The 24,694-nt window shown below is 37.2% G+C and carries 25 protein-coding genes; 16 read left to right on the top strand and 9 right to left on the bottom strand.

The genetic code is table 11. The features are described from left to right. Window positions 1–30 precede the first annotated feature (30 nt). A complete protein-coding gene (locus KD050_RS08005) occupies window positions 31–1,011 on the top strand; it encodes a GNAT family N-acetyltransferase (protein WP_211895659.1) in 981 nt (326 codons plus the stop codon). Window positions 1,012–1,111: 100 nt separating this feature from the next. Here the strand turns inward: KD050_RS08005 and KD050_RS08000 are convergent, their stop codons facing one another. Further along, window positions 1,112–2,113 carry a PQQ-dependent sugar dehydrogenase gene (locus KD050_RS08000; RefSeq protein ID WP_211895658.1) on the bottom strand — a complete coding sequence of 334 codons (1,002 nt, stop codon included), beginning with the start codon at window positions 2,111–2,113 and terminating at the stop codon, window positions 1,112–1,114. 162 nt (window positions 2,114–2,275) lie between these two features. Here KD050_RS08000 and KD050_RS07995 point away from each other — a divergent pair, with 162 nt between their 5' ends. Then, window positions 2,276–3,010, top strand: a complete 735-nt coding sequence (locus tag KD050_RS07995; RefSeq protein WP_211895657.1) for a sulfite exporter TauE/SafE family protein — start codon at window positions 2,276–2,278, stop codon at window positions 3,008–3,010. 13 nt (window positions 3,011–3,023) lie between these two features. Next, window positions 3,024–3,983: a D-2-hydroxyacid dehydrogenase family protein gene (locus KD050_RS07990; protein ID WP_211895656.1), complete on the top strand. Its 960-nt coding sequence runs from the start codon at window positions 3,024–3,026 to the stop codon at window positions 3,981–3,983. 57 nt (window positions 3,984–4,040) lie between these two features. On the opposite strand, the gene KD050_RS07985 is transcribed toward KD050_RS07990, so the two are convergent. Then, window positions 4,041–6,173, bottom strand: a complete 2,133-nt coding sequence (locus tag KD050_RS07985) for a M28 family peptidase (protein ID WP_211895655.1) — start codon at window positions 6,171–6,173, stop codon at window positions 4,041–4,043. 199 nt (window positions 6,174–6,372) lie between these two features. On the opposite strand from KD050_RS07985, the gene KD050_RS07980 reads away from it, so the two are divergent. Continuing rightward, window positions 6,373–6,828: a helix-turn-helix transcriptional regulator gene (locus KD050_RS07980; RefSeq protein WP_211895654.1), complete on the top strand. Its 456-nt coding sequence runs from the start codon at window positions 6,373–6,375 to the stop codon at window positions 6,826–6,828. A gap of 17 nt (window positions 6,829–6,845) precedes the next feature. Beyond that, on the top strand, window positions 6,846–8,006 hold the full coding sequence (locus KD050_RS07975; protein ID WP_211895653.1) for a PstS family phosphate ABC transporter substrate-binding protein: 1,161 nt from the start codon (window positions 6,846–6,848) through the stop codon (window positions 8,004–8,006). A 202-nt stretch (window positions 8,007–8,208) separates the two neighbouring features. On the opposite strand, the gene KD050_RS07970 is transcribed toward KD050_RS07975, so the two are convergent. Genes KD050_RS07970 through KD050_RS07950 form a run of 5 tightly spaced genes read right to left on the bottom strand, consistent with a single transcriptional unit; the run spans window position 8,209 to window position 11,095 of the window. Next, window positions 8,209–8,691 (bottom strand): small multi-drug export protein, encoded by a 483-nt coding sequence (locus KD050_RS07970; RefSeq protein ID WP_235753944.1) that lies wholly within the window; start codon window positions 8,689–8,691, stop codon window positions 8,209–8,211. 17 nt (window positions 8,692–8,708) lie between these two features. Continuing rightward, entirely contained in the window at window positions 8,709–9,119 is a 411-nt protein-coding gene (locus KD050_RS07965) for a DUF3021 domain-containing protein (RefSeq protein ID WP_211895652.1), read from the bottom strand. Continuing rightward, a complete protein-coding gene (locus KD050_RS07960) occupies window positions 9,116–9,574 on the bottom strand; it encodes a LytTR family DNA-binding domain-containing protein (RefSeq protein WP_211896241.1) in 459 nt (152 codons plus the stop codon). The genes KD050_RS07965 and KD050_RS07960 overlap by 4 nt, the downstream gene beginning before the upstream one ends. Before the next feature lie 52 nt (window positions 9,575–9,626). After that, entirely contained in the window at window positions 9,627–10,373 is a 747-nt protein-coding gene (locus tag KD050_RS07955) for an ABC transporter permease (RefSeq protein WP_211895651.1), read from the bottom strand. Window positions 10,374–10,384: 11 nt separating this feature from the next. Further along, a complete protein-coding gene (locus tag KD050_RS07950; protein ID WP_211895650.1) occupies window positions 10,385–11,095 on the bottom strand; it encodes an ABC transporter ATP-binding protein in 711 nt (236 codons plus the stop codon). 451 nt (window positions 11,096–11,546) lie between these two features. Between KD050_RS07950 and KD050_RS07945 the strand changes: the two genes are divergently transcribed. Both KD050_RS07945 and pcp read left to right on the top strand, forming a co-directional pair. After that, window positions 11,547–11,747, top strand: a complete 201-nt coding sequence (locus KD050_RS07945) for a cold-shock protein (RefSeq protein WP_090568674.1) — start codon at window positions 11,547–11,549, stop codon at window positions 11,745–11,747. 211 nt (window positions 11,748–11,958) lie between these two features. Continuing rightward, complete coding sequence (gene pcp, locus KD050_RS07940; RefSeq protein ID WP_211895649.1) at window positions 11,959–12,567, top strand: pyroglutamyl-peptidase I; 609 nt, start codon at window positions 11,959–11,961, stop codon at window positions 12,565–12,567. 247 nt (window positions 12,568–12,814) lie between these two features. Here pcp and KD050_RS07935 read toward each other — a convergent pair whose 3' ends face one another. Then, the gene (locus KD050_RS07935; RefSeq protein WP_211895648.1) at window positions 12,815–14,503 is read right to left on the bottom strand and encodes a methyl-accepting chemotaxis protein; all 1,689 of its coding nucleotides are present in this window, start codon (window positions 14,501–14,503) and stop codon (window positions 12,815–12,817) included. 227 nt (window positions 14,504–14,730) lie between these two features. Here KD050_RS07935 and KD050_RS07930 point away from each other — a divergent pair, with 227 nt between their 5' ends. The 7 genes from KD050_RS07930 (at window position 14,731) to KD050_RS07900 (ending at window position 20,964) form a co-directional block, all read left to right on the top strand. Continuing rightward, entirely contained in the window at window positions 14,731–15,681 is a 951-nt protein-coding gene (locus tag KD050_RS07930) for a coiled-coil domain-containing protein (RefSeq protein ID WP_211895647.1), read from the top strand. Between the two features lie 942 nt (window positions 15,682–16,623). After that, window positions 16,624–17,139, top strand: a complete 516-nt coding sequence (locus KD050_RS07925; protein WP_211895646.1) for a hypothetical protein — start codon at window positions 16,624–16,626, stop codon at window positions 17,137–17,139. A 168-nt stretch (window positions 17,140–17,307) separates the two neighbouring features. Next, window positions 17,308–17,508, top strand: coding sequence for a cold-shock protein (locus KD050_RS07920; protein ID WP_090568691.1), 201 nt, complete (start codon window positions 17,308–17,310; stop codon window positions 17,506–17,508). Window positions 17,509–17,719: 211 nt separating this feature from the next. Then, window positions 17,720–18,358 (top strand): PAQR family membrane homeostasis protein TrhA, encoded by a 639-nt coding sequence (locus tag KD050_RS07915; RefSeq protein WP_211895645.1) that lies wholly within the window; start codon window positions 17,720–17,722, stop codon window positions 18,356–18,358. 248 nt (window positions 18,359–18,606) lie between these two features. Then, entirely contained in the window at window positions 18,607–19,674 is a 1,068-nt protein-coding gene (gene rlmN / locus KD050_RS07910) for a dual-specificity RNA methyltransferase RlmN (RefSeq protein WP_211895644.1), read from the top strand. 238 nt (window positions 19,675–19,912) lie between these two features. Continuing rightward, a complete protein-coding gene (locus tag KD050_RS07905; RefSeq protein ID WP_211895643.1) occupies window positions 19,913–20,527 on the top strand; it encodes an NUDIX hydrolase in 615 nt (204 codons plus the stop codon). A 230-nt stretch (window positions 20,528–20,757) separates the two neighbouring features. Next, a complete protein-coding gene (locus KD050_RS07900; protein ID WP_211895642.1) occupies window positions 20,758–20,964 on the top strand; it encodes a hypothetical protein in 207 nt (68 codons plus the stop codon). A gap of 433 nt (window positions 20,965–21,397) precedes the next feature. Here the strand turns inward: KD050_RS07900 and KD050_RS07895 are convergent, their stop codons facing one another. After that, window positions 21,398–22,366 (bottom strand): sugar phosphate isomerase/epimerase family protein, encoded by a 969-nt coding sequence (locus KD050_RS07895; RefSeq protein WP_211895641.1) that lies wholly within the window; start codon window positions 22,364–22,366, stop codon window positions 21,398–21,400. A 200-nt stretch (window positions 22,367–22,566) separates the two neighbouring features. Here KD050_RS07895 and KD050_RS07890 point away from each other — a divergent pair, with 200 nt between their 5' ends. Both KD050_RS07890 and KD050_RS07885 read left to right on the top strand, forming a co-directional pair. Beyond that, window positions 22,567–23,550: a LacI family DNA-binding transcriptional regulator gene (locus KD050_RS07890; RefSeq protein ID WP_211895640.1), complete on the top strand. Its 984-nt coding sequence runs from the start codon at window positions 22,567–22,569 to the stop codon at window positions 23,548–23,550. Between the two features lie 122 nt (window positions 23,551–23,672). Next, window positions 23,673–24,638, top strand: a complete 966-nt coding sequence (locus KD050_RS07885) for a substrate-binding domain-containing protein (RefSeq protein ID WP_211895639.1) — start codon at window positions 23,673–23,675, stop codon at window positions 24,636–24,638. Window positions 24,639–24,694: the final 56 nt, after the last annotated feature.

The following is a 24,694-nucleotide window of genomic DNA, read 5'->3' as shown; positions in this document are numbered from 1 at the left end:
TGATATTCTAATTAGAAAGGGGTGAAATTCATGATTAAGCTTACTATTTATAATGATGGTTATAGAAAATCGTTAGAGAATTATCCGTTATCTGAGGTGCATCTTTCATTTACTGGACATCCATTAGAATTACTAGAACGAGCTCAAATAAATGCATCGTATACTCCCATTATTATAACGGAAGACGATCAAGTTGCTGGTTTTTTCGTGCTAGACACTGGAGAGGATAAATTCCATTATACAGATATTGCGGAGAGTATTTTACTTAGAGGATATTCTATCCATACAGAATACCAGGGTAGGGGAATTGCGCAAAAGTCTATGAAGCTACTGCATACCTTTGTAGCCAAGCATTTTCCAGATATTAAAAGAATAGTACTTGGGGTGAATGAAGCGAACAATGCTGCACAAGCTGTTTATGCAAAATCTGGTTTTATCGATGAAGGTAGACGGTTTAATGGAAGATCTGGTATACAAAATGCAATGTCTCTTTCATTAGATACAATTGAGGTACGCAAGGCAGAGCCTGGTGATGAACAGGGAATTGTGGACGTTTGTGTAGCTGCTCAATGGAATACGTACAGAGATTTATATTCGAATGATTACATAGATAGAGTTATAGAAAAATTTTATACTGTGGATAGAGTTTCGAATGAGATTAAAGATACAAATCAAAATTGGAATGGTTATTTTGTAGCACTGTTGAATAATGAAATTGTTGGTGCGATCGGTGGAGGAGTAGATGAAGAAGGAGTAGCCGAGGTTTATGTTCTTTATTTGAATCCAGCAAAACGAGGTCAAGGTATCGGTACGAAATTACTAAATTACTTAACAGATGTTCAACGTGCTGAATACGGAGCACATGAACAATGGGTATCGGTCACAAAGGGAAATCAAATGGGTATACCCTTTTATGAAGCAAGAGAATTCACCTTTCAATATGAACAACAGGCGTATGAAAGCGAAACGGAAGATAATGCAGTTTCATTAAAATATAAAAGAACCATTTAATCCTCCTGAAAAGGAGGATAATCGATCAATCTCGCGGGATAATCGATCGATGACGTTCGATCATCGATCAGTCCCGAATATAACCGTTCAATCTCGAATCTTATTCAAGTCTATACAGAACGTCATCATCCTCACTAGGAGTTCCACGACCATCAGTATTATTAGTGACGAAATAAAGTGATTTCCCATCAGAAAATACGTCGCGTACCCGACCGAATCCTGTAATCGATTGCTCTATCTCGCCTGTTTCTATATTCATAACTTTAACTGATTCACCACGAAGGGTGGCTACGTACAATTTGCCTTCATGAAAGGTAATGCCTGATGGTGCCCATGTTTCATCGCTGCCAGATGTGATTATAGGAGATTCCAGTCCTTCTTCTGTTTCATCTCCTTCGATTATTGGATAGCCATAGTTTTTGCCTTGTTCGACCAAATTGATTTCATCATTTGCCGATTGACCATGTTCGGCTTCGAATAGCGTTCCATCCTCATCCCAAGCAAGTCCCTGTGGATTGCGGTGTCCCATGGAGAATATTTCAAAAGAGCCATCATCTTTCATTCGAAGGATCTTTCCATTCAGTGAAGATGGGTCCTGTGCATTACTAGGAATTCCCGCATCGCCGACAGTTACATACAATAATCCATCTGGTCCAATTTCTAAACGACCACCATGATGAATATTGCCGGTCACTATGCTGTCCAAATGTATAACGATTTCTTGCCATTGACCATCTTCGCGTTTAATAGTCACGACTCTGTTAAAGGGCTCTCCATTCATGTCATACGTATAGTAAGCATATGCTTCACCAGTTTCATCAAAGTCAGGTTTTAGCACAAAGCCGAGTAATCCTGCTTCAGAGATAGCTGCTAAATTATCCGAAAGTTGAACTGGCTCATGTACAACAGTGCTACCTTGTATACGTGCAATCGTTCCAACACGCTCTGATATATAAAAGATATTGTCATGTAAATTGATAGACCAGGGAATATTTAAATTAGTTGCGACCTTTTCTACAATTGGACCCTGAATGGGTAACTTTTCTGTCTCCTCCGTACAGCCGAATAAGATAAGTGAAATAACTAGAAACCATTTTTTCATGAAATCCCTCCCTGTATTACTAGTTCCCTTAAGAGTACTAATAATCCTTTCAAGGTTGATAAGTTTTTCATATGTAAAACGATAATAACTATCGAATTTACTTATGACATAAGTCGATGTATGCTAAATGAACAAAAGAGGATTTTGAAAGAAGGCATTTAAATGGAGTTTTTAATCTTTTTCATAATAGGAATTGTGGGGAATGTAGTTGGTACATTAGTTGGAGGTGGAGGGCTTATAAGCTTGCCGATGATGTTGCTAATGGGGCTACCAGTGCATTCTGCAATTGGGGCTAACAAAGTATCTAATACAGTTAGCTCGCTTTCGAGTTTCCTAGTGATCTTCACAAAAAAAGAGGTAACCGGTAAAGAGGCACTTTCGGTATTGTTGTTTTGCTTAGGTGGAGGAATAATTGGAGGACTCATTGCATCTTTTCTAAGTGGAGAGGTATTAATGATAATCGCTATTATTTTACTGAGCTTCGCTTTTGTTACTTCCTTTATGGGAAAAGGGAACTTTGGTGGAAACGAAACCTTTCAGCTGAATAAAAAATCAGCTCCAGCATTATTAGGAATTGGCATGTACGACGGCATGTTCGGTCCAGGGAGCAGCACACTAGCACTTTACTTGTACGCAAGTGAAAAAATTGCATACATACGTGCAGTCGGACTTGCTAGAATTGGCGTGTTCTCTAGTTGCTTTGGTGCATCGATTACCTATATTTCTACTGGTAAAATCATGTGGCCAGTTACTTTTGCGTTAATGCTAGGCGCGATAATTGGAGCCCAGCTCGGTCTTCGTCTTGCCCGAAAATTAAAGGCAGAGCATGTTAAGCCATTATTACGAGTGGTTACCATATTACTTTTAGTGCAAATTGTTGTGGACTATTTAAAGTGAAGGAGGAGTTAGTATGCGGATTCGTTGTGCAATTCTAGATGATTATCAGCAGGTTGCTTTAAAATTTACAGACTGGTCGTCTATTACAGAGAAGGTTGAGGTTGTATCGTTTTCTCAGCACTTTTATGATGAAAATGAACTTGTAGAATCCATTCGTGATGCGGAGATAGTAATTGTTATGCGCGAGCGTACACCTTTTAGAGCAACACTTTTTGAAAAGTTACCGAAGCTGAAGTTGCTGATTACTTCTGGTATGAGAAATGCATCGATTGACCTTGAGGCGGCATCTGCTCATGGAGTTGCTGTTTGTGGAACCGCGAGTTCTTCAGAGCCACCAACAGAGTTAGCTTGGGCATTAATATTAAACTTGGCACGTCAAATTATGAAAGAAAACGTTAGTTTTCGTAACAATGGATTATGGCAGAGTACAGTTGGGACAGATTTATATGGAAAGCGTATAGGGCTTCTTGGGCTAGGTAAAATAGGTGGTCGAATGGCAACTATAGCGAAAGCCTTTGGGATGGATGTCATAGCCTGGAGTCAAAACTTAACAAACGAGCAGACAGAAAAGCTAGGGGTTCAATTGGCAAGTTCAAAAGAAGAGTTGTTAAAGACAAGTGATTACGTCTCTATTCATCTAGTATTAAGTGACAGAACTAGAGGACTTATTAGTGAAAAGGACTTACGGCACATGAAAAGCTCCTCTTATTTGGTTAATACATCCCGATCAGCCATAGTTGACCAGCAGGCGCTTATAAAAGCGCTCCATGAGAATTGGATTGCCGGAGCAGGATTAGATGTATTTGATATCGAGCCCCTACCAACGGACCATCCATTTCGAACAATGCCAAATGTATTAGCCACTCCACATTTAGGATATGTAACAGAAAGAAACTATACTACATATTACCGAGAAGCAATAGAAGATATTCAAGCGTACTTGGATGGACTAGTTATTCGTTCTTTAATTTAATATATAGACAAAAGAAAGGCTATCCGAGTCACAACTCTCAGATAGCCTTTTTCAATATTATTTTAATACTTCTAGCTGTTTGCCCAGCTCTTGTACAGCTTTTGTTTCTTCATCTGTAGTTGATTTCAGTAATGCTTTTTGTCTTTCAAGTGCTTCATTCAGTGTTGCTAGTTCACCGGATACATCGGCACCTTCTTGTTCACTTTTTTCGATCAATGAGTTGATTGGATCGAATAGGTTTTCATGGCCAACAATTCTGCCTTCACCCCACATAAGTTTTTCCTTAGGAGCCTCTAGCACATAGTCTGTGAAATAATCGAATACTTCTTTATCAAAATCGTATGCATACCAATTGTTGTCGATAGCCCATAGGTGTTCATCAATTGCAGTAGTTATATCGCCTTTCTCTAAAGCATCAATAGCTAGTGCAAGATTATTAATATTGTTTTGAGCATGCTCGTGTGGGAATATTTGTGCATCCTCCCATGTTAAGCGAACGAATTGGTCTTCAGCGTATTTGAATGCAGCGAGTAGACCGCTATTCAATTCACGGCTTTCATCATATAATTTTTGTGCTTTTTCTGTTTCTCCATCTGTTAGTGCAGCAAAATAATCGTCATTTACTTTAGCAACCTTTGCATTTACTTCTTCTGCAAGGGCAATTGCTTTGTCAATCTCCGCAACTAATTGTTCAGAAGAAACATCAGCTTGTCCAAAAATATCAGCGTCAATTACTTTTTTCATTTCCGTCAAACGTGTTGTGAAATCCAGTGGAACGACTGCTGTTTGATCGTAATGCATCGAAAGTAATCCATATAGATTTAAATGGAATTTGAATGCTTCAGCATTATATGTGTCTTCGTTATCAAATTGTGAATGATAATGGGTACGCATAAAATCGCTATCTTGGAAATCATTTCGAAGAGCTGGAACACCAGCAATACCAAATGAGAAGTCATCTGACCATGTACGTAACGGAGAAACAACAGAAATGCCGTCTTTATAAACACCGTCCACGCTTGGTACATTTTTTGCAAATTCCGTTAAATAATTATTCAATTCGTAAACAGAACGAATTTCATCTTGTGTTGTATGCTCATAGGCTGGCAGCTCGAAGTTCATATTAGCAAATGCTTTTCCAACCCATTCAGGGTGAATATTGAATATTTGGTTATACGCTCCAGTTGACCAGTCATAGCGAGAATTAGAAACTCCCCATTCCTCAGCAGCAAGTGCGTTGAAAATAATCGTCTTTTCTGGTTGATAACCACTATCTACCAACCCTTTAGCAACACCCATCATTAACCCGATAGCTGCATGGTCATCCTGGAATCCTGTGAAGTAAGAATCGTAGTGAGCAGATAAAATAATATATGACTCAGGGTCTTTACCTATAATTTTTCCGTAATAGTTATAAGACTTTCCATCCATTTTCACAGTAGATTTAGCATCGAATTTTACAGTCATCGTACCATTCTCACTAGATTCTAAAGCTTTCTTAAGCTGATTTGCATCTGTTTGAGACATAGAAAATGCAGGAGCATCATCTGGTCCGCAGACATCCTGAGCATTAAGTGCATCTTCATCCGCTTCCGCATATCCAGCTTCCTGAACTGCAATTACTGCAGCAGCTCCTTTTAAATGTGCTTGGTAGGCAGGGTAGTTAATCCACCATTCCTCACGTTGATTTATGTCAATTAAAACTAGCTTACCTTCGACATCAAGATTTGCTAAATCATCAGCAGTACCTTTACCACCGTAGACGATTTCAAGATCCTTCACACCATTTGTATCGAAATTCACTTGGTAAGCCCCTAAAACAGCCAAATGCTCATCGCCGTTTTCATCTACGAAAGTTAGGTCAGCTTTTTCAAATTCCCATGTGTCTAAGGTGAACTCATCCTTTGTCACTTCAGTAAGTCCAATTTTCTTCATTTCTTCTGCAATTTTTTCCCCAGTTTTCAGCTCTGCCTCTGATCCAGCAGTTCGATAACCAAGTTTTTCATTTGTTTTAAATTCCTCAAGGCTCTTCGTGAAATCAAAAGCATAATCGACATCCACAGCGGATAGATATTCCTCATTTACATCGATCAATTTCTTCTCAGTCACAGCCTCTTCTTTAGGAGTACAAGCTCCTAATGTTAAAGTGATTAACAATGTTGCTGCTAATCCTCCCATAATCTTGTTCATGTATCACAGTCCTTTACAAATTTTTTTACAACTAGATAATTAAACGACAAAAATTGCTAAATATCAATACTTTTCTAATATTCTAATTCTCTATATTCCCTTTATTTAAAAGAAAAAACACAAAATATATTGTCTAGTTTACTCATTTAGTGTAAAATTACACTGAATAGAACGAAAATTCATTTTAAAGGGGCAGGGTATGGACAAAGAATATGTAATTCAGCTTATTTCATTGAGGATTCGAATGATTCGACTTGAAAAAGGCTATTCACAGGATAAAATGGCAAGTATTATGGGAATCTCAAAGAAAACGCTCGTCCAAATAGAGAAAGAAAGAGTCCTTGCAAGCTGGACAATTGTAATCGCTATATGTGCGTTGTTTCGTGATAGTGAAATATTACAGTCTGTGCTAGGGGATGAGCCCTTGGAAGTTATCGAAACAATTGCACATGATGGCATTAATCGTCCAAAGGATAAATCGATGGGTGGTCGTGTGTGGTGGAAGGAAATAAATTCAAAGGGGACTTTCCGAATGCAACAAAATGTCATTAGCCAGCACTACCGTATTTTAGATGACAAAAATTATCGTTGGTTTAGTTCGTTTGATGAAGAGGAAACAAATATTCGGCTTGATGAACTATTCAAAATAGGGTAACAACTGGGGGAATTGGGATGAAGACTGAGTCAAAAATTGCGGGAGTAATACTTTCTATTTTTGCTTTAATTGGAATGGCGTTCTTTGTAGTCATCGGTTTGTTTTTTGTACTTATAATGGGGAAAATCGATTATATTGCATTGCTCATAACTGTTGGAGTTGTATTATATATGCTGTTTGTGTTTAATATATTTCATTTTTTTCGAACGAAGCAGCGGAAAGTTATCTTTGGAAGTATTGCAGGTGTTGCAATATTAATAAGTGCGGTTGCTCCATTAAAAGATATATATACTCATTTAATACCGACAGTGGATTCTGAAGTAGATATTAGTAAGTACGAACCATTTTCGGAATTTGCTAGTGTCGCCACATTAAACGAGAAGGCTACGCTTCAAGTTTCCGGTGACCTACCAAAATTGGACGGAGCAACTGCACTTTATCCATTATATGCGGCAATTGTTGAAGCAACTTATCCAGAAAAATCCTATCCCCTTTACGATAGTGAAGTAATAATGAGTAATACACCCAATGCTTATGAGAATCTCTTTAATGACAGGGTTGATATGATTTTCGTTGCAGCTCCGTCCGAATCTCAAAAGAAAACCGCAGAGCAAAGAGGATTAGAGCTCATAATGACACCTATTGGTCGAGAAGCATTTGTCTTTTTCGTCAATCAGAAAAATCCTGTTGATAACCTTACAGTAGATCAAATAACAGAGATATATATGGGGAAAGTGACCAACTGGGAGCAGCTTGGGGGCGAGGATGATACAATTCGTGCTTTCCAACGACCAGAAGACAGCGGATCACAATCTGCACTTCAATCACTTATGAAGGGAATGCCACTTATGAAGCCACCTTCAGAGGATATCGTTACAGGAATGGGAGGAATCATAAATGAGGTATCTCAATATAGAAATTATAAAAATGCAATTGGTTTTACATTCCGCTTTTATTCCACAGAAATGGTCGGCAATGATCAGATCAAGCTATTAGATATAAATGGAGTAGCACCGACGAAAGAGAATATTCGAGCAGATACCTATCCTATTACATCAGAATTCTATATTGTGACAGCTGGAACGGACAATCCGAATGTGGAGCCATTGATTGAGTGGATTTTATCGGAGCAGGGGCAAGCACTTGTGGAAAAAGTAGGCTATGTACCATTAAAGTGAAACTTCAATCAGTGGGGGGGTCTTCATCGCCACTGATTGTTAGTTGAACCATTCGGGCTTTTACGGGCAGTTATCTCCCACATATGCTTTGTTACTTGGGTCTAGCCTTGAAGTGGGAGTCATACTGCCCGTTAATGCGGGATAAAAGAATAGAAACTACCAAGTCGCAGTTTTTAAACTGCGACTATTTTTAATTATATGTCTACTCTCGTACAAAAAAGTCAAAGCCGAGGGAAGTCACAACACCAAATATAATTGCCCAAGCAGCAATACTGATTGTCGACCATAACGTAGTTTTTACTTTAGATGCACCAAGCGTCATCCCTATAAATGCAGCAATATGAGTGCCAATTAAAATAGGTCCGAGCATGAGCAACCCAGGTAAACCGTATTTATCCCAAAGCTCTTTCGCACGTGCGCTTCGCTTCGATTCTTTTTTCTCTTTTCCTTCATTTCGTTTGGCAAGCCATAGTTTAAGCTTGTCGTAACCGATAATAAGAGCAAGCACGGTTACCATATTTCCTACAAAAGCTGCGATAATCACTGCAAAAGGATTCATCCCAGTAATAATTCCAAGTGGAATGACTAGTGTCAATTCGAGCCCTGGTATGGCTGCTCCCAAAAATACCAAGAAATAATCCACGATACATACACTTCCTTCCATCTCTTCAGTTACGATGATCATGTAAGAAAAGTTTCACTTTATAACAGTTCTAGTTCATCGTTCAATTTCTTTACTTGCTGTTTAAAATATATATAGAAGCAAATCCAGAAAACCAAATAGATTGCTAGGAATAATCCCATCGCTATTAAAAAACTTGAAAGGTTAAATGGCACCCAGCCTATCCCAAAGGCAAGTAAAAAATAGAGTACAACAACCGTCACGAAATGGAGGATCGTTTGTTGCCATAATTGGAGCTTTTTATTTTCGAAATATAAAGGGCTTACAGTAAAGAACCATCCACAAAAGACAGATCCTAGCGAGTTTTTGAGAAATAGTGCACTATCCAGCGTATCTTTCTCACTAAATAATACAACTGAATTGGTTAGTACAACTGAGATAAACGCTCCGAAGAAAATACCAATCATACTTCTAAATAGGAAGGTTTTCATCCATTTTTCCTCCTGTTCATTTTCAACGCCTCTTTAATGGCACTAACATAAGTACGTGATACATATTCTTTTGCCCCCGATTTAAAATACACACATAATGTCCCGTTAAAGGACGCCTCAAACCTACTTAACTCATGTAAATTGGCAATGACTGATTTAGAAAGTCGTATAAACTTATTGGTAGGTAGAATTTCTTCTAGCTCGTATAGTTTTTCCTTCAATTTATAGGAACCGTTTGCGTTGACTGCTAAAACAGAGTCATTTTCGGTATGAAAAAAGTGGATGTCTTGGGGCTTTAGTATATGTTGCATCTCATCTACTTTTCCGACTAAAAACTCTGTTTCTCTTCCCTTTATAAAATCAAGTACCTCTTGCACGGAATCATCTAATATAGGTGTCTCTATAATTATCTTTGCTTCTTTATAATCACGATCAATATCAAGTAAAACCTTCAACTCCACTCACACCCCTCTTTAGTATAAGTGTAATCGTTTCGCTGTGGGGCGGCTATCCTATTTTTCGTTTATTTTGAATACGTAGGCAAATCCACGCTACCATTATAAGTACCGCTAAGTATCCAACAGAGAGAAGTGTCTGTGAGTCCAACGAAAACTGTCCGTTCCAAATAGCGATGAAGAGGTTATTCATATGGTACAGAGGGTTAAAATCTGCGATTACTTGTATAAAGTTAGGCATTAGTTGTATAGGCATAGCTAAGCCACCTGTGAAAATAACAACTTGAAATATAACAATAGAGAACACCAATGCACTGTTCATACGTTGAAAAAAAGAATAAATAGCTGAAGCTAAAATGAGCATAACTGCATTCAATAGGATGAAAAACCCGTATGACAATAGAACATTCCAAATTCTAAGTTGTAAATCATACATAAGAAAACCGATAACTGAAATTAACGCAAATCCAAAGCTAGTCATAATGATGGCCCGAATAATACTAGAAAGGAGGAGTGTATTTTTAGAAACAGGAGAAATACTGATTCGTTTCTCCACCCCTGTCGTACGCTGCATTACTTGATCAAACCCAAAGGCGAAAAACACAACCGTGAACGTAATAACCAATATAAAGGATGGTGTATATGTTTCGGCATAATTTAAATTACCGGCATACGATTGATCTCCAAATAATTGCCCCATGAATAAATACGTAACTGGTGGAACGACGATTGTGAATACTAAGTAAAATAATTCTCTTGAAAACATCAGTAAGTCATATTTCAATTGAGTTAATAGCATATGATTTCCTCCTATATAGTTACTTTCTGAAGATAAAACTCATGAACAGACGGAAAGCCAGAAGCAAGTATTCCAGCAGTTGTGTCAAATACCTCATTAATCCCGTTATTAATAAGCATTACTTTGTCACAGTACATTTCAATTTCCTCCATATTATGAGTTGTCAAAATGACTGTTCCGCCGGTTCGAGAATTGTAGTTGGTTATATAGGTCCAGAGCATATTACGCATATGTGGATCTAACCCGGTAGTTGGTTCGTCCAAAATCAGCAACTTTGGATTAGATAAAAAGGCAATCGCTAAACTTACAATTTGCTTCCAACCTCCTGATAGTCTATCAAAGTATTTCTTTCGATGAGGCTCCAATTGGAAGTCCTCTATAATCTGATGAACCTCTACATTGGATTGATAATAGGCTTTGAATAATTTCAAAAGCTCTTCTACTTTTAGGGTTTTATAAAATTGAGTGGGTTGTAGAACGACCGAGATTTGCTTTCTAATTCCCTCTAAATTATTTTTTTGAATGTCTTTTTGAAATAAAACTACATGACCTTCATCAAATTCTTTGATAGTCATTAAAATTTCCAAAAATGTAGATTTCCCAGCTCCATTCTTTCCAATTACTCCGATTATTTCTCCAGCCTGTGCTTGAAAGTTTAGACCTCTTAAAACCTGATTCGAACCGTATGACTTTTCTAAATTATGGACTTCTACTATATTCATGTCGATTCCTCCCGTAACTTCTTTGTACACCAAGTGTATGTCAATACTACGTTCATGGTCTCCGGTTTCAAGGTGAAATGTATGAATATGAGAGCAACTTGCAGAAAAGGGGAGGTCAGTTGCAGGAGATACAAAGTTAGTAGCTAGAAATGCCAATCTTGTAAACAATGAAACCGACATTTTTATCTCTATTATATCCACAGGGAAAGTTGCTTCTAAAGTAGACCAATTCAATATAATTTCTCATTACTAATATCGAAAAGTAAAATTGTTTTTCTAACTATTAAACATTTCATTGGACAAATACCAAAATGTGTTATATAGTTAGGACAATAATTAAATTGCTTAGATAGAAACAATGAATTCACATATTACAAAAGGTAATCGTGAGTCTTCGGTAGCTTTTTGCAATATGTGAATTTTTTTATTCACCATAATGGAGGTTTTTTACATGACACAAGGTACAGTAAAATGGTTTAACGCAGAAAAAGGTTTTGGATTTATCGAGGTTGAAGGCGGAAACGACGTATTCGCTCATTTCTCAGCAATCCAAGGCGAAGGATTCAAATCACTTGACGAAGGTCAAAAAGTTGAATTTGACGTTGAAGATGGTCAACGTGGACCACAAGCAGTAAACATCGTAAAACTTTAATTCTTAGGAATTTTAAGTAAAGGTAATACTGTTAAAAAGAGGTACTCTTTCGGGAGTGTCTCTTTTTTTTATGTTCTTTTTTAGCATAATGATAATAGCATTTTTTTGGTAAACTATTAATAGTATTATTTTGAAAACATAGGAATGTAACAATAGTCTGCGTTTTTCCAATTTATACAAGAGCTTCATAAATGAAAAGGAGGGGTTAGGGATGAAAAGACTACTACTAACTGGATTTGAACCATTTTTATCATTCACTGTGAATCCGACCATGAAAATTGTAGAGGAATTAGATGGAACAACGATAGGCAGTTATGAGGTGATGAGCAGAGTTCTCTCGGTTGACTTCGCCAAGTCAGGAGCTCAGCTGATTCGTCATCTAGAGGAGTTAAAGCCAGATGCAGTTATGTCCTTAGGATTAGCTGGAGGACGATATAAAATTACTCCAGAACGCATTGCGATCAATGTGAAAGATGGTGCGGCAGACAATCAGGGACATACGCCGTTAGACGAAACAATCCAGCAAGATGGCGAACCTGGCTACTTTTCGACACTACCTATCCGTTCGATGGTGGATGAACTTATCAAAGAAGGTCTTCCCGCTACTATATCGAATACTGCAGGTACATACCTATGCAATAACGTCATGTATGAAGTTTTACATTATGCCAAAATGAACAATCTAGACATGCCCTCAGGATTCATTCATATACCCGCGTCTCATGAGTTAGCCATTCAACATGGGAAAATCCCAAGCTGGTCCCATGCGGATTTAAAGAGAGGCATAAAGATCTGTATAGAAGTGCTAGGGAATAAATAAGAAAAGCGGATACGCCTATGTTTTAGGAGTCAGTCCAAGTTCGCGACATCTTGGAGCTCCTACGCAAAATAAAAACCATTTCGCAACGACTGACAGACCCTTATCTTGCTGTCCCGCAAGTCTGAAGCGACTAGGAACTAGTGCTAGAAAGATAATAAGCAATACTTTCTAGTCTTTTAAAAAATCCACCCTACTAAAAAGAACCCATGATAACTAAGTTATCATGGGTTCAAAAGATATAACTTTATTAAGAAAGTTTGAATTTTTGTATTTCATCCTGTAGTTCTAGGGCGTTCTGACTAAGTTCTACAGCTACTCCGCTTACTTGTTCCATCGTCGCTGTTTGCTCCTCGATTGCTGCAGCAATACTTTCGATATTAGCAGATGCATTTATTGTGCCAGTTGCAATTTCATTTGCAGAAGCTGATACCTGTTCAGCTGATGCGGAAATTTCCTCAGAGGTTGCAGAAATTTCTTCGATCTGAATATTCATCTTTTCTACTGCGGAAACGATTCCTTCGAAAGAAGTCCCTGCTTGACCAATAATTTTTACACCATCTGATACAGAGGTTAAAGATTCTCCAGCTGCTTTCTCAACATTTTCCATATCGCTCTTAATCTCTTGGATTAAATCGACAATTTGATTGGCAGATGTCTTAGATTCTTCCGCTAACTTTCGAACTTCATCGGCAACTACTGCAAACCCTTTTCCATGTTCGCCAGCTCGCGCAGCCTCAATAGCAGCATTCAATGCAAGTAAATTGGTTTGTTCAGTTATCGCAGTAATTACATTTGTAATATTTTCAATTTCAGCAGTTTGTTTACTAAGTCTTTGTACTAACTCATTTACCATATTAGATGAAAGGTTTATCGTATTCATTTGATCACTAGCTTGGTCGATGATCTTTCCACCAGCTATCGCTGTTTGATAGGTTTCTCTAGAGCTTTCGTTTAAGCTTTGTGTGGATTCTGCAATTCGTTGAACTCCAGTTGCGGTTTCTTCCATTGCTAAGGCACTTTCGCTAGCTGATTGTGCAGCAGATGTTGAAGCATGAAGCGTATCATTTGCACGATTAGCCATTTCCGTTGTGGAAGCAGTAACTTCCTCGGTGCTAGCAGACAGTTCTTCAGCAGCTGCACTCAAATGTTCTGAGTTTTCTTGGATCCGACCGAGTAAAGAACGAAGATTATTTTTCATCAAATTATTAGCGGTTGCTAATTGTCCAATTTCATCTTGTGATTCGACGGGTATATCATCTTGAGATAGGTCACCATTAGCGATTGAATGTGAAATACTAGCCATAGCTTTTAATGGTAAAGCTATTTTTCTATGTACGAATAATACTAATAAAATCCCTATAATTATACTAATGATACACATTACAATCGAGATAGTTGTTGATAGACTTAAAGCATCATTCGTTTCATCCGTTAAAATCACTAATTGTTCATCCTGATACTCCATTATTTGTTCAGTCACTTCAAGAATATCGTCATTTGCTTTAGAGATATCTGTATTAAGTATTTCTGTACCTGCCTCTTTATTTTTTTCTTCCGCATATCCTAAATAGGTAGAAGTTGCAATATTGAATGCCTCATTATGTGCATTTAATTGTTCTATTAACCCTGCCATCGTGTCTGAAGATGACATGCGATCGATTTCAATGATTCGTTCATCAACATAGTCAGCATAATATTCTAGTTTCTCTAATGTTTCAGGTGTGTTATCTGTTAATAAAGCCCGGACATATTGTCCTTGCATTCCAATCCCTACTCGAATTTCTTCAATAACAAGTATTTGTTTTACCCGATTGTCTAGTGCCTCATCCACTTTATCTTTTACATTTGTTGAACTTAATATTGCCATACCAGTTGATACAAAAAGTAATAATATCATTGCTATGAAGGATAGATTTAACTTTTTTCCTATACTCATATACATACCTCTTCTCAATCCTATTTGATTTTCATAGTTATTATCGACTATTATTCAGCATAATGAAGTGAACTTAAATTATATTTTATATCTTTATCACCATAAATATTTTCTATTTTCAATGATATTTTGATTAATTAGATAATTTTCCGTTATGAGGTAAATATTAAGATTCATATTTGAAACAAAATAATCACTTATCCGTATAAAAGAAAGGGGGGATTTTCATGTGGGAAAAGTTACAAGAACGTCAATCGGTTTTAAAGTTGGAAATTAATAAGCGGGATAAGGCAAAGAGAAAGCTGCATACACTGAAAGAGCAATTAGAAACAGCATTACATAAAAAGCAAGAGTATTGGAAGCGATTAAAAGAAGAACAAAAGGATGTAGAAGATCTAGACGGGTTTTCAATCTTGAAAATGGTTCGAACATGGACAGGGAAGCAGGATGAAATTCGAGAGAAGGAATTAGGCGAGCTAGCGGCTGTAGAAGCAAAGTATAGAGAAATTGAAAAGACAGTAACAGATTTAGAGCAGGATATAGCAGACAATGAACGTGAACTAGATCAAGTGAACTGGGAATCTATTGATGTAGAATGGGAGAAGTTGATAAAAGAAAAAGAGCAATGGATTTTCGAAAATAAGCAGGAACAGGCATCTCGTCTCGAAGAGTTATACGAACAAAAGACATTTCTTGCAACGAATATCCGTGAAATAACAGAAGCTATCTCTGCTGGTAATGAAGCTAAAATCGCTTTAAGAAGAGCTCTAAAGTCACTAGAAGGTGCAAAGGATTACTCTACTTGGGATACTTTTTTAGGAGGAGGACTAATCGCCACTTCTTTAAAGCATAGTAAGCTCGATGAATCGGAAGACGCCATTCATGCTGCCCAGCATTCTCTACAAAGATTCCAGACAGAAATGTTAGATATCCAACACATAAAGGCTGACAACTTATCTGTGGGAAGAGATAGCTTTGTTACATTTGCAGATTATGTATTTGATGATATCTTTTCTGCATGGTCGACTCATTCAAAAATTAATAATTCGATAGACCGTATGAACGACACACTACGGGACATAACAAACATATCCAATCAATTACGGGAGCAGCTTAAAGTAAATCAGGATAAGTTATATAATATAGAAATAGAAATAGCCCAGATTATTGAACATTAAATATTGGTAAATAAAAAGAGTGCCAATAAATGGATTTCTTTTTGAAAGAGATAAGAAAGTATATAAAAATTTCCTATGAACACTGGGTTTGTGGCACTTTTAAAAATGAATAATTCGACTGATTTCCGTTACAGGTGGACGCGTTCCGCAGGGTGAACGATGAACCATCACCGACGCTTGCGCGTTCGCTTGTGATGGTTCATCTGTCTCACTCATCCTGCCGGAGTCGCCACCTTCGACTACAATCATTAAACGTGTAGGACTAAGGAATAGTATATAGAGCCTATAGCTAAGGTGATAAGATTAGTTAAATTTAAATGCTTTTATCCAATAATAAATGGGTAAGCAGATTTCTGTTATTCTATTGTAAATAAATAGAAGTAGTAGGTTTTTCCAATAAAGAAGCGAGATAGCGAACGAAATTGCATCTTCGAGAGCTTCCATTATGAATAGAAAAGTAGCTTTTTTCTAGTTATCCAAAAACGCACTAACCTGTATCTAAAAGTTGTAGGAGAGCGATGGACAGATAAACGCCATAAGATTACCGAAAAAAAGTGATATTGGTTGTGACGGAGGTCACAACCAATATCACTAAAAATTTACTCGGTAATAATATAGCAAACGGCTGTCCAAAGCCCTTCGAAAACGATAGAAACAGGTTTTGACTATAAAGGATCGAGCATCTTTTTGCCCTGTTTTTCTTATTTATGGATTATCAAATAAGAGAAGCATTTAAGAAGGCTTAGTAAAAAAATAGCCATTCAACATAGAATATGGTGGAAATTGACGCTAACTGTCATTATTTCTTGGGAAATAATTTGACATTTATATTGTCTATTAGACAAGTGGTTAACTTGGCATTTTTTACAATGGTATAATTTTATTAAACAGCGGCTAGTATAAAGAAAGGCTTCAGTAAATTGTGTCTTAGGAGGAAAGCCAATGTATGATCCAACTATTTTTGAAAACTTAAAAGTAGCATTTGAAAATCATGTTTATGACTTAGATAACATAGAACGAAAGATAGATATCAAAAATCGAGTCGATCAAATGGACCTTTCCATTATCGCTAGAACCTTTAGAATTGAATTTGCTCTAGCTGAGCAATCAAATATTACTGCGGAAATTATGATAGAAGCATCGCTGGAGGATTTAGCAGGGGAAATATTAGAACTTGCCAGGAAGAATGTGGGTTGTGAGCTGTCGTTGAATTTTATTAAAGCGATACAAAATGCAGATATACAATGTGAAGAAATTGAACAAGCAGTCGAAGCCATTTGGGAAGATGACATTCAGTTAACCCAAACACTCAGCTTTGTGTACGGAAAAGAGCTATCCAGCTATCTAAACAATATTAAAGTAAAGTTCACACAAAAGATTAATGAAGACCAAATAGCTGACATTGAAGTGTTTCTAGAGCATGTATTAGAAACTCTGCGCATACTAAATAAAATTTAATAGTCACTTTACTAGCTTTCTGTGTGGATATGGTATATAGTAAGGATAATAATTAAATTGCTTAGATAGAAACAATGAATTCACATATTACAAAAGGTAATCGTGAGTCTTCGGTAGCTTTTTGTAATATGTGAATTTTTTTATTCACCATAAATGGAGGTTTTTTACATGACACAAGGTACAGTAAAATGGTTTAACGCAGAAAAAGGTTTTGGATTTATCGAGGTTGAAGGTGGAAACGACGTATTCGCTCATTTCTCAGCAATCCAAGGCGACGGATTCAAATCTCTTGACGAAGGTCAAAAAGTTGAATTTGACGTTGAAGATGGTCAACGTGGACCACAAGCAGTTAACATTGTAAAACTTTAATTCTTCGGAATTAATTAAACATAGTTAGCAAAAGAGGCATCCTCTCTGAGGGTGTCTTTTTTTTGTGGGAATAACTAGCACAACTTAAATTAGAATTAATTTCTATTTAATATTGGACATGGTAACCCTAACATACTCATGATGTCAGCTTTTATTGGACCAAAGTGATAATATTATACATAGAGAATATCAGAATGGGATGATTAAAAAGATGAGCAATACACATATATTTTCAAAGCGTGAAGAGGTAGCTAATGCAACTATTCATGGGATAGGTGCTATTTTTAGCATCGCTGCTCTTGTGATATTAATCGTATCCTCAGTAATGTATGGAACAGCTTGGCATGTCGTAAGTTTTACATTGTTTGGGTCGTCGATGGTCCTTTTATATTTGTCCTCTACACTGGTCCACGGTTTTCCAGCAGGGCGTGTAAAAGATTTTTTTGAGATTATGGATCACTCTGCTATTTACTTTTTTATCGCAGGAACGTATACACCTTTCCTATTCCTCGCTATTAAGGGGCCATTAGGGTGGACATTGTTCGGTATCGTATGGGGGCTTGCAATTGGGGGTACCGTGTTTAAAGCATTTTTTGTAAAACGTTTCTTACATACTTCCACATTGTTATACGTTGTGATGGGCTGGTTAATGGTATTTGGATGGAAACCGCTTCTGGAGAATGTGTCATCTCAAGGGCTTTTACTGCTAGCGATTGGAGGCATCTTGTATACAGTAGGTGCCATTTTCTACGTGTGGCGTGGGTTTACGTATCATCACGCAGTCTGGCATGTATTCGTTCTTGCAGCGTCTATCTTACATTTCTTTGCTGTTATGACGTTGCTACCATAACATAGAGAGCTGCCGAGAATTAATTTCGGCAGCTCTTTTGTGGCTTTAAAGAGTATCTAGAGATTACGTTTTGGTTTCTCTTTGTATTTCAGCACATACTATAAACTATTTCCAAGATCAATCATTTTAAACTAAATAAGGTGGTTAACCGATAATCCAGTTTACGACATACTACTCTACGTTTTACCCCTCAGATGTTATAATGATATTTAAATGTTTAGAAGCAGATTTTAGAGAAGAGGATATTTATGAATAAAAAATCTATATATGGATTAACATTACATCAATTAATAGAGTGGCTTAATGAACATGGCCACAAAAAGTCTAGAGCGTTACAAGTTTGGGATTGGTTATATAGAAAACGTGTCACGAATTTTGCAGACATGACAGACGTACATGAAGAATGTATTCAATTATTGCAAGATCACTATACAATACAAACGTTAACGGAACATATAAAGCAGGAAGCGGCCGATGGAACGATGAAGTTTTTGTTTAGACTGCAGGATGGAAACTTGATCGAAACAGTTATGATGAGACATAAGTATGGGATTTCCGTATGTGTGACGACTCAAGTAGGCTGTAACATTGGCTGTAGTTTCTGTGCAAGTGGCTTACTCGCAAAGAGTCGAGATTTATCCAGCGGAGAAATTGTAGAACAGATCATGAATATCCAACTGCACCTGGATCAACTTGAACAAAAAGACATTGTAAGCCATATTGTAGTGATGGGAATTGGAGAACCATTTGATAATTTTGCAAATCTGTTAGACTTTTTAAACGTTGTTATCGATCATAAAGGACTGGCAATAGCAGCTCGAAAGATTACCGTTTCAACGAGTGGAATTGTCAATAAAATCTATGAATTCACCGATACGAAAATCCCAGTCAATCTAGCGATATCCTTACATGCACCGAACAACGAGCTACGCACTAGAATTATGAAGATAAATCGTGCTATGCCAATTGAAAAGCTAATGGAATCTCTTAAATATTATTTAGCAAAAAACAACCGTAGAATTACGATTGAATATATTTTATTGAAGGACGTAAATGATACAAAAGAGGTAGCGGAGGAACTTGCGGATCTTCTTCATGATATTAAGGACCAGCTGTATGTGAACTTAATCCCGTATAATCCAGTTGATGAACACAGTCAGTACCAAAGAAGTGAGCAGGAATCGGTTTTATCCTTCTATGACACGTTGAAAAAGCGAGGCGTCAATTGTAAAATTCGCCAAGAACACGGGACAGACATTGATGCAGCCTGTGGCCAGTTGAGAAGTAAGCAGCTTAAAAAGGAAAAAGTGCGCTAATTAGCGTATCAACTTCTGATAGAATTCAGAATTGAATTGAAACCTATTAAGGCTTTTGACTTAAAATAAACACTCAGATTAGATTTTCTATCTGAGTGTTTTTTTTCTACTTTATTCGATGCTTCGCTTTGGGTAAGAGAAAACTTTATCTTTGTTTGGCGAAAGATGCCATTTATTTTATGGACAGCAATTTTAATGATACGATAATAATATAAAACTTAGTGTTGGGGGAGATTCTGTGTTTTTGGATAAGCTGAAGAAGGAGCTACATGATAAGCAACCGCTTTTTATAGGAGAGGACACAGCGCTACGTTTTGCTGTTTTAATACCACTTGTGCAAGTGGATGACGAATGGCATGTCCTATTCGAGGTACGATCATTAACGATGAGAAAGCAACCAGGAGACATCAGCTTTCCAGGTGGTCGGATCGATCCTACAGATGCATCTCCAATGGAAGCGGCAATACGAGAAACACATGAAGAGCTAGGTGTCGATCCAGCATGCATCCAAGTCCTAGGACAGATGAGTGCATATATTGCTTCTCCTTCATTTGTTGTCTATCCATTTGTTGCTACTATCAACCATCACCAAATCGAATCCTTTAACAAAGAAGAGGTCGAAGCGGTATTCACTATCCCGCTGAGCTGGCTTTTGAACCATGAGCCCTATATGCACACAGTCTCTGTCCAACCGATGCCACCTATGGACTTTCCGTATGATAAAATTTTCAATGGTGACAAATACCAATGGAGACCTCGAACGATTGAAGAATGGTTTTATGACTACGGGAAATTTACGATTTGGGGATTAACGGCTAGGATGTTAAAGCATTTTGTGGAGACTATTAAATAGTTAAGGGTGCCAGGATCTGATAGAGTTCAGAAACTGGTACCCACTTTATGAACTTTAAATTTTTTCTCTAAATCCTCAATATTTTCTAAAACTAAGGTTAAATTAGACATCGCTTTAGAGATTTCGTTTATAGAGTTGAATTGTTGATAAGTAATACTGTTTGTTTATGATAACTAGGTTCGGTAAGATGAGAAGGATAAATTCGTGTTACAGCAAGAGGAGGTTCCCCATTGAAAATACTTGGAACAGTGTTGATGTTTATAGGTGCGGTGATGCTCGCTATTTTTATGTTTGCAGACTTAACAATGGATTTTGGGCTATGGATAACAGGTTTCTTGGTCAGCATGCTCGTTGCCGTTTCAGGAACAATGATATTAATTATTTATTTAGCAAAAGGTATTAAAGCAGATAAAACTTCTAAAAACGATTTCAAATAAGAAATCGTTTTTTTTTTTTTAGAATAAGAAAGTATATAAAAATGTCCCGTGATCACAGGGTTTATGGTACTAAAACGAATAAATAATACTAGTGATCTCCGTTACAACGCACTTTCATGTTTCGAAGCTAGCCTAGCGATGCGGAATATGCTGGTCGTGACGTTAGTCACGACCAGCATCTCCCCCAAAAAAACGGTAGTAGTATAGCAACAAGTCTGTTTAAAGCCTCTTCGAAAAAGATAGAAACAGGTCTTGAAATTAAAGAATCGGGCATCTTTTTTGCCCGGTTTTTCATATCTATGTGAGACACAATTTAAAGCAATTCGTTATAGTGTCTGAGTTGTTTTATATCCTTATACAGGGAACATATTATAAGGTGCCGGGTCCTTATTGAAATTAGAATTGTGTAGAGCCCGGTTCCCGTTTATGACTATTACGTCCACCACATCTGACTGATAGAATCTTTCACAATAATGGGTTTTAAGTTTTCGACTGCTTTTGTGAATCCCTCTTCGATCGACATTAATCCATCCTCATGTTCGATACTTACTACATAATCATACCCATATAATCGTAGAGTACTAATGATGTCTGCCCATGTTTTTTGATCGTGTCCAAAACCAACGGATCTAAAATACCATGCGCGGTCACGCATATTGGTGTAGTCGGTCATATCCGTAAGTCCGTTTCGGTTCATATTTTGCTGATCGATAATTGTATCCTTTGCATGAAAATGATGGATGGCATTCTCCCGTCCAAGTATTTTAATGGCTTCAATTGGGTCAATACCTTGCCACCACATATGGCTAGGGTCAAGGTTAGCGCCAATCATCGGACCACAGGCTTCTCTTAATCGCAATAGTGTAGCAGGTGTATGTACGGAGAATCCTCCGTGTAGTTCCAATCCGATCTTAACGTTAAGGGATTGTGCTAAATCATTTTTTTCTTTCCAGTATGGTATCAGTTTTTCTTCCCATTGCCATTTTAATACTTCTTGGAAATCATTTGGCCAAGGAGCTACTGGCCAGTTAGGATAAAGGGCATTTTCATGATCTCCTGGGCATCCCGAAAATGTATTTACTACGGGCACACCCAGTTTTGATGCAAGGTGCATTGTTTTTATAAATAATTCATCAGCAGGCTCTGCAATTTTTTTCTGTGGATGCAGTGGATTTGCATGGCAGCTTAGTGCGCTGATGGTTAATCCATATTCACTGATCTTTTGCTTAAAGCTTTGCAATTTCGTAGCGTCATTTAACAATTCATCCACTTTACAGTGAGAATCGCCAGGATAACCACCAGTACCTAGTTCAATTGCTTCTATACCTTTAGAAGAAACATATCTTAACATATCTTCAAAACTTTTATCGGAGAAGAGTACCGTAAAAACACCTAATTTCAATGAAACAACCTCCTATATTTATCAGAATATACTGTAATGTAAACCGTTACATTATTACCTTATATAAATTGTTCAAGTAAATCAATAGTTTTTTTAAATGAAAAATATATATTGACGCATAATTCGGAATATAATAATATGGAAATGTAAACGATTTCATTTTATCTTACAATGAAATCAGAGAAAGTGAGACTACTAAGATGACAAACATACAGCAAGTGGCTAAACAAGCAGGGGTATCTGTAGCCACAGTATCAAGGGTACTTAATGGACAAAATACAGTATCGTCGAAAACCCGAATTAAGGTTGAAGAGGCTATAAAAAATTTAAATTATGAGCCTAGTATGTTAGGACGGAATTTAAGAAATTCAGAAAGTAGAATTTTTTTAATATTAATTCCGAGCATTTCCAACCCTTTCTATTTAGAAATTATTAAAGGAATTGAACACGTTGCACTTAGTCAGAATTACAATATCCTGTTATGTGAAACTGATTCGAATCCAGAAAAAGAAAATATTTACTTTGACCTTGTTAGGAAAAAGATGGCCGATGGAATTATTTCAATGGATCCAGCAGTTAATATTGAAACATTAAAAGAGCTAGCAGAAAAGTATTCCATCATTCAATGTAGTGAGTATAACCTCGATAGTGGGATTCCTTACGTGTCGATAGATAATGAAGAAGCTTCGTATAGGGCAGTCAAGCATTTGATACAAATTGGTCATAAAAAAATTGCTCTTATGAATTCGGATGAAAAGTTTTTATATGCAAGACAGAGGGAGATGGGGTATCAACGAGCATTAGAAGAGCATGGTATACCTTTCAACAGCGAATATACTATTTATACAAAACAACTAGGATTTGAACATGGACAACAAGCTATGAAAAAGATATTAGCGATACAGGATCGCCCGACAGCAATATTTGCAGTATCTGACCTTTTGGCAATCGGAGCACTCAAAGAAATAAATGCATCTGGATTGCATGTACCAAATGATGTAGCAGTAGTTGGTTTTGACAAAATAGATTTTTCTAATATGACAAATCCAACGCTCACGACGATTGCTCAGCCTATGTATAAGATGGGTACTGTGGCAGGGGAAATGTTAATCGATAAGATCAGAGGAAATGATGTGGATAGTGTCATATTGAACCATGAACTAGTTCTTCGAGAGTCTACGTGAGAATATACAACTAAGGTTGGCGCTCTGTTATTAAATGGGATTAATAATAGAGCGTTGCCCTTAGTTTCACATGTAATCGATTACAAAGGGGAGCTTTTTATAAAAACAAAGGGGGAATAGTGTTGAAGAAGTTTCTAATCATATGTTTATCTTTAGTAACAGTTTTCAGTTTGGCGGCATGTAGTGATAATACGAATTCTGCAAATGGAAAAGAAGACGATACTCTTAAAATCGGTATTTCTTTACCTTCAGCAACACATGGATGGATGGGAGCACTAATTGATAGTGCTGAAAAGCAAGCGAAAGCACTTAAAGAAAGTGATGGCATTGAATATGTGATGACAAATGCTGCTGACCCAAATAAACAAGCAAACGATGTAGATGATTTAATCGCACAGGGTGTGGATGTTATTGTCATGCTTCCAATTGAGTCTGCAGCACTTTCACCTGTAGGACAAAAGATTAAAGATGCAGGAATTCCTTTAGTAATAGTGGATCGTGAGCTTGAAAATGATGCCGCTACTGTTGTTGTCAAAGGGGATAATGAAGGTATTGGAGTAAATGCTGGTAAATATTTTGTGGAAAAGTTAAATGGAAAAGGAAAAGTTGTGGAAATCTCTGGACCACCGAGTTCAGTTACAGAGCAACGCGGGTCAGGATTTAAAGAAGCGATGGAAAGTGCAGAAGGAATGGAAATAATTGCTTCACAGAGTGGTGATTTTTCTACTGAAAAATCGCTAGAAGTGATGGAAAACATTTTACAAGCACATCCGCAAATAGATGCGGTATTTACACAGGATGATGGAATGGCACTTGGTGTCATACAAGCTATTAAAGAAGCTAAACGTACAGACATTCAATTTGTAACAGGTGCTGGTGGCGGTAAAGCGGTATTTGAAGATATTAAAGCAGACGGTTTTATGTCAGCTACATTCCTTTACTCACCAACGATGGTAGAGGATGCAGTGAAAATTGCGGCGGATATTGCAAAAGGAAATGAACCAAAAGAATCTATGGTTGTAAAAGAAGCTACTCAAGTAACAAAAGAAAACGTGGATGAGTTCTATGATCCGGAATCTAAATTCTAAATGAATATTAGGAAATACAATAGTTGTGTAAACAGTTGTTGTATTTCCTCTTTTCC

This window comes from Psychrobacillus sp. INOP01 (assembly GCF_018140925.1).
Classification (GTDB): Bacteria; Bacillota; Bacilli; order Bacillales_A; family Planococcaceae; genus Psychrobacillus.
Note: the sequence above shows the minus strand (reverse complement) of the source record. Positions and strands in the feature narration are given on the sequence as shown.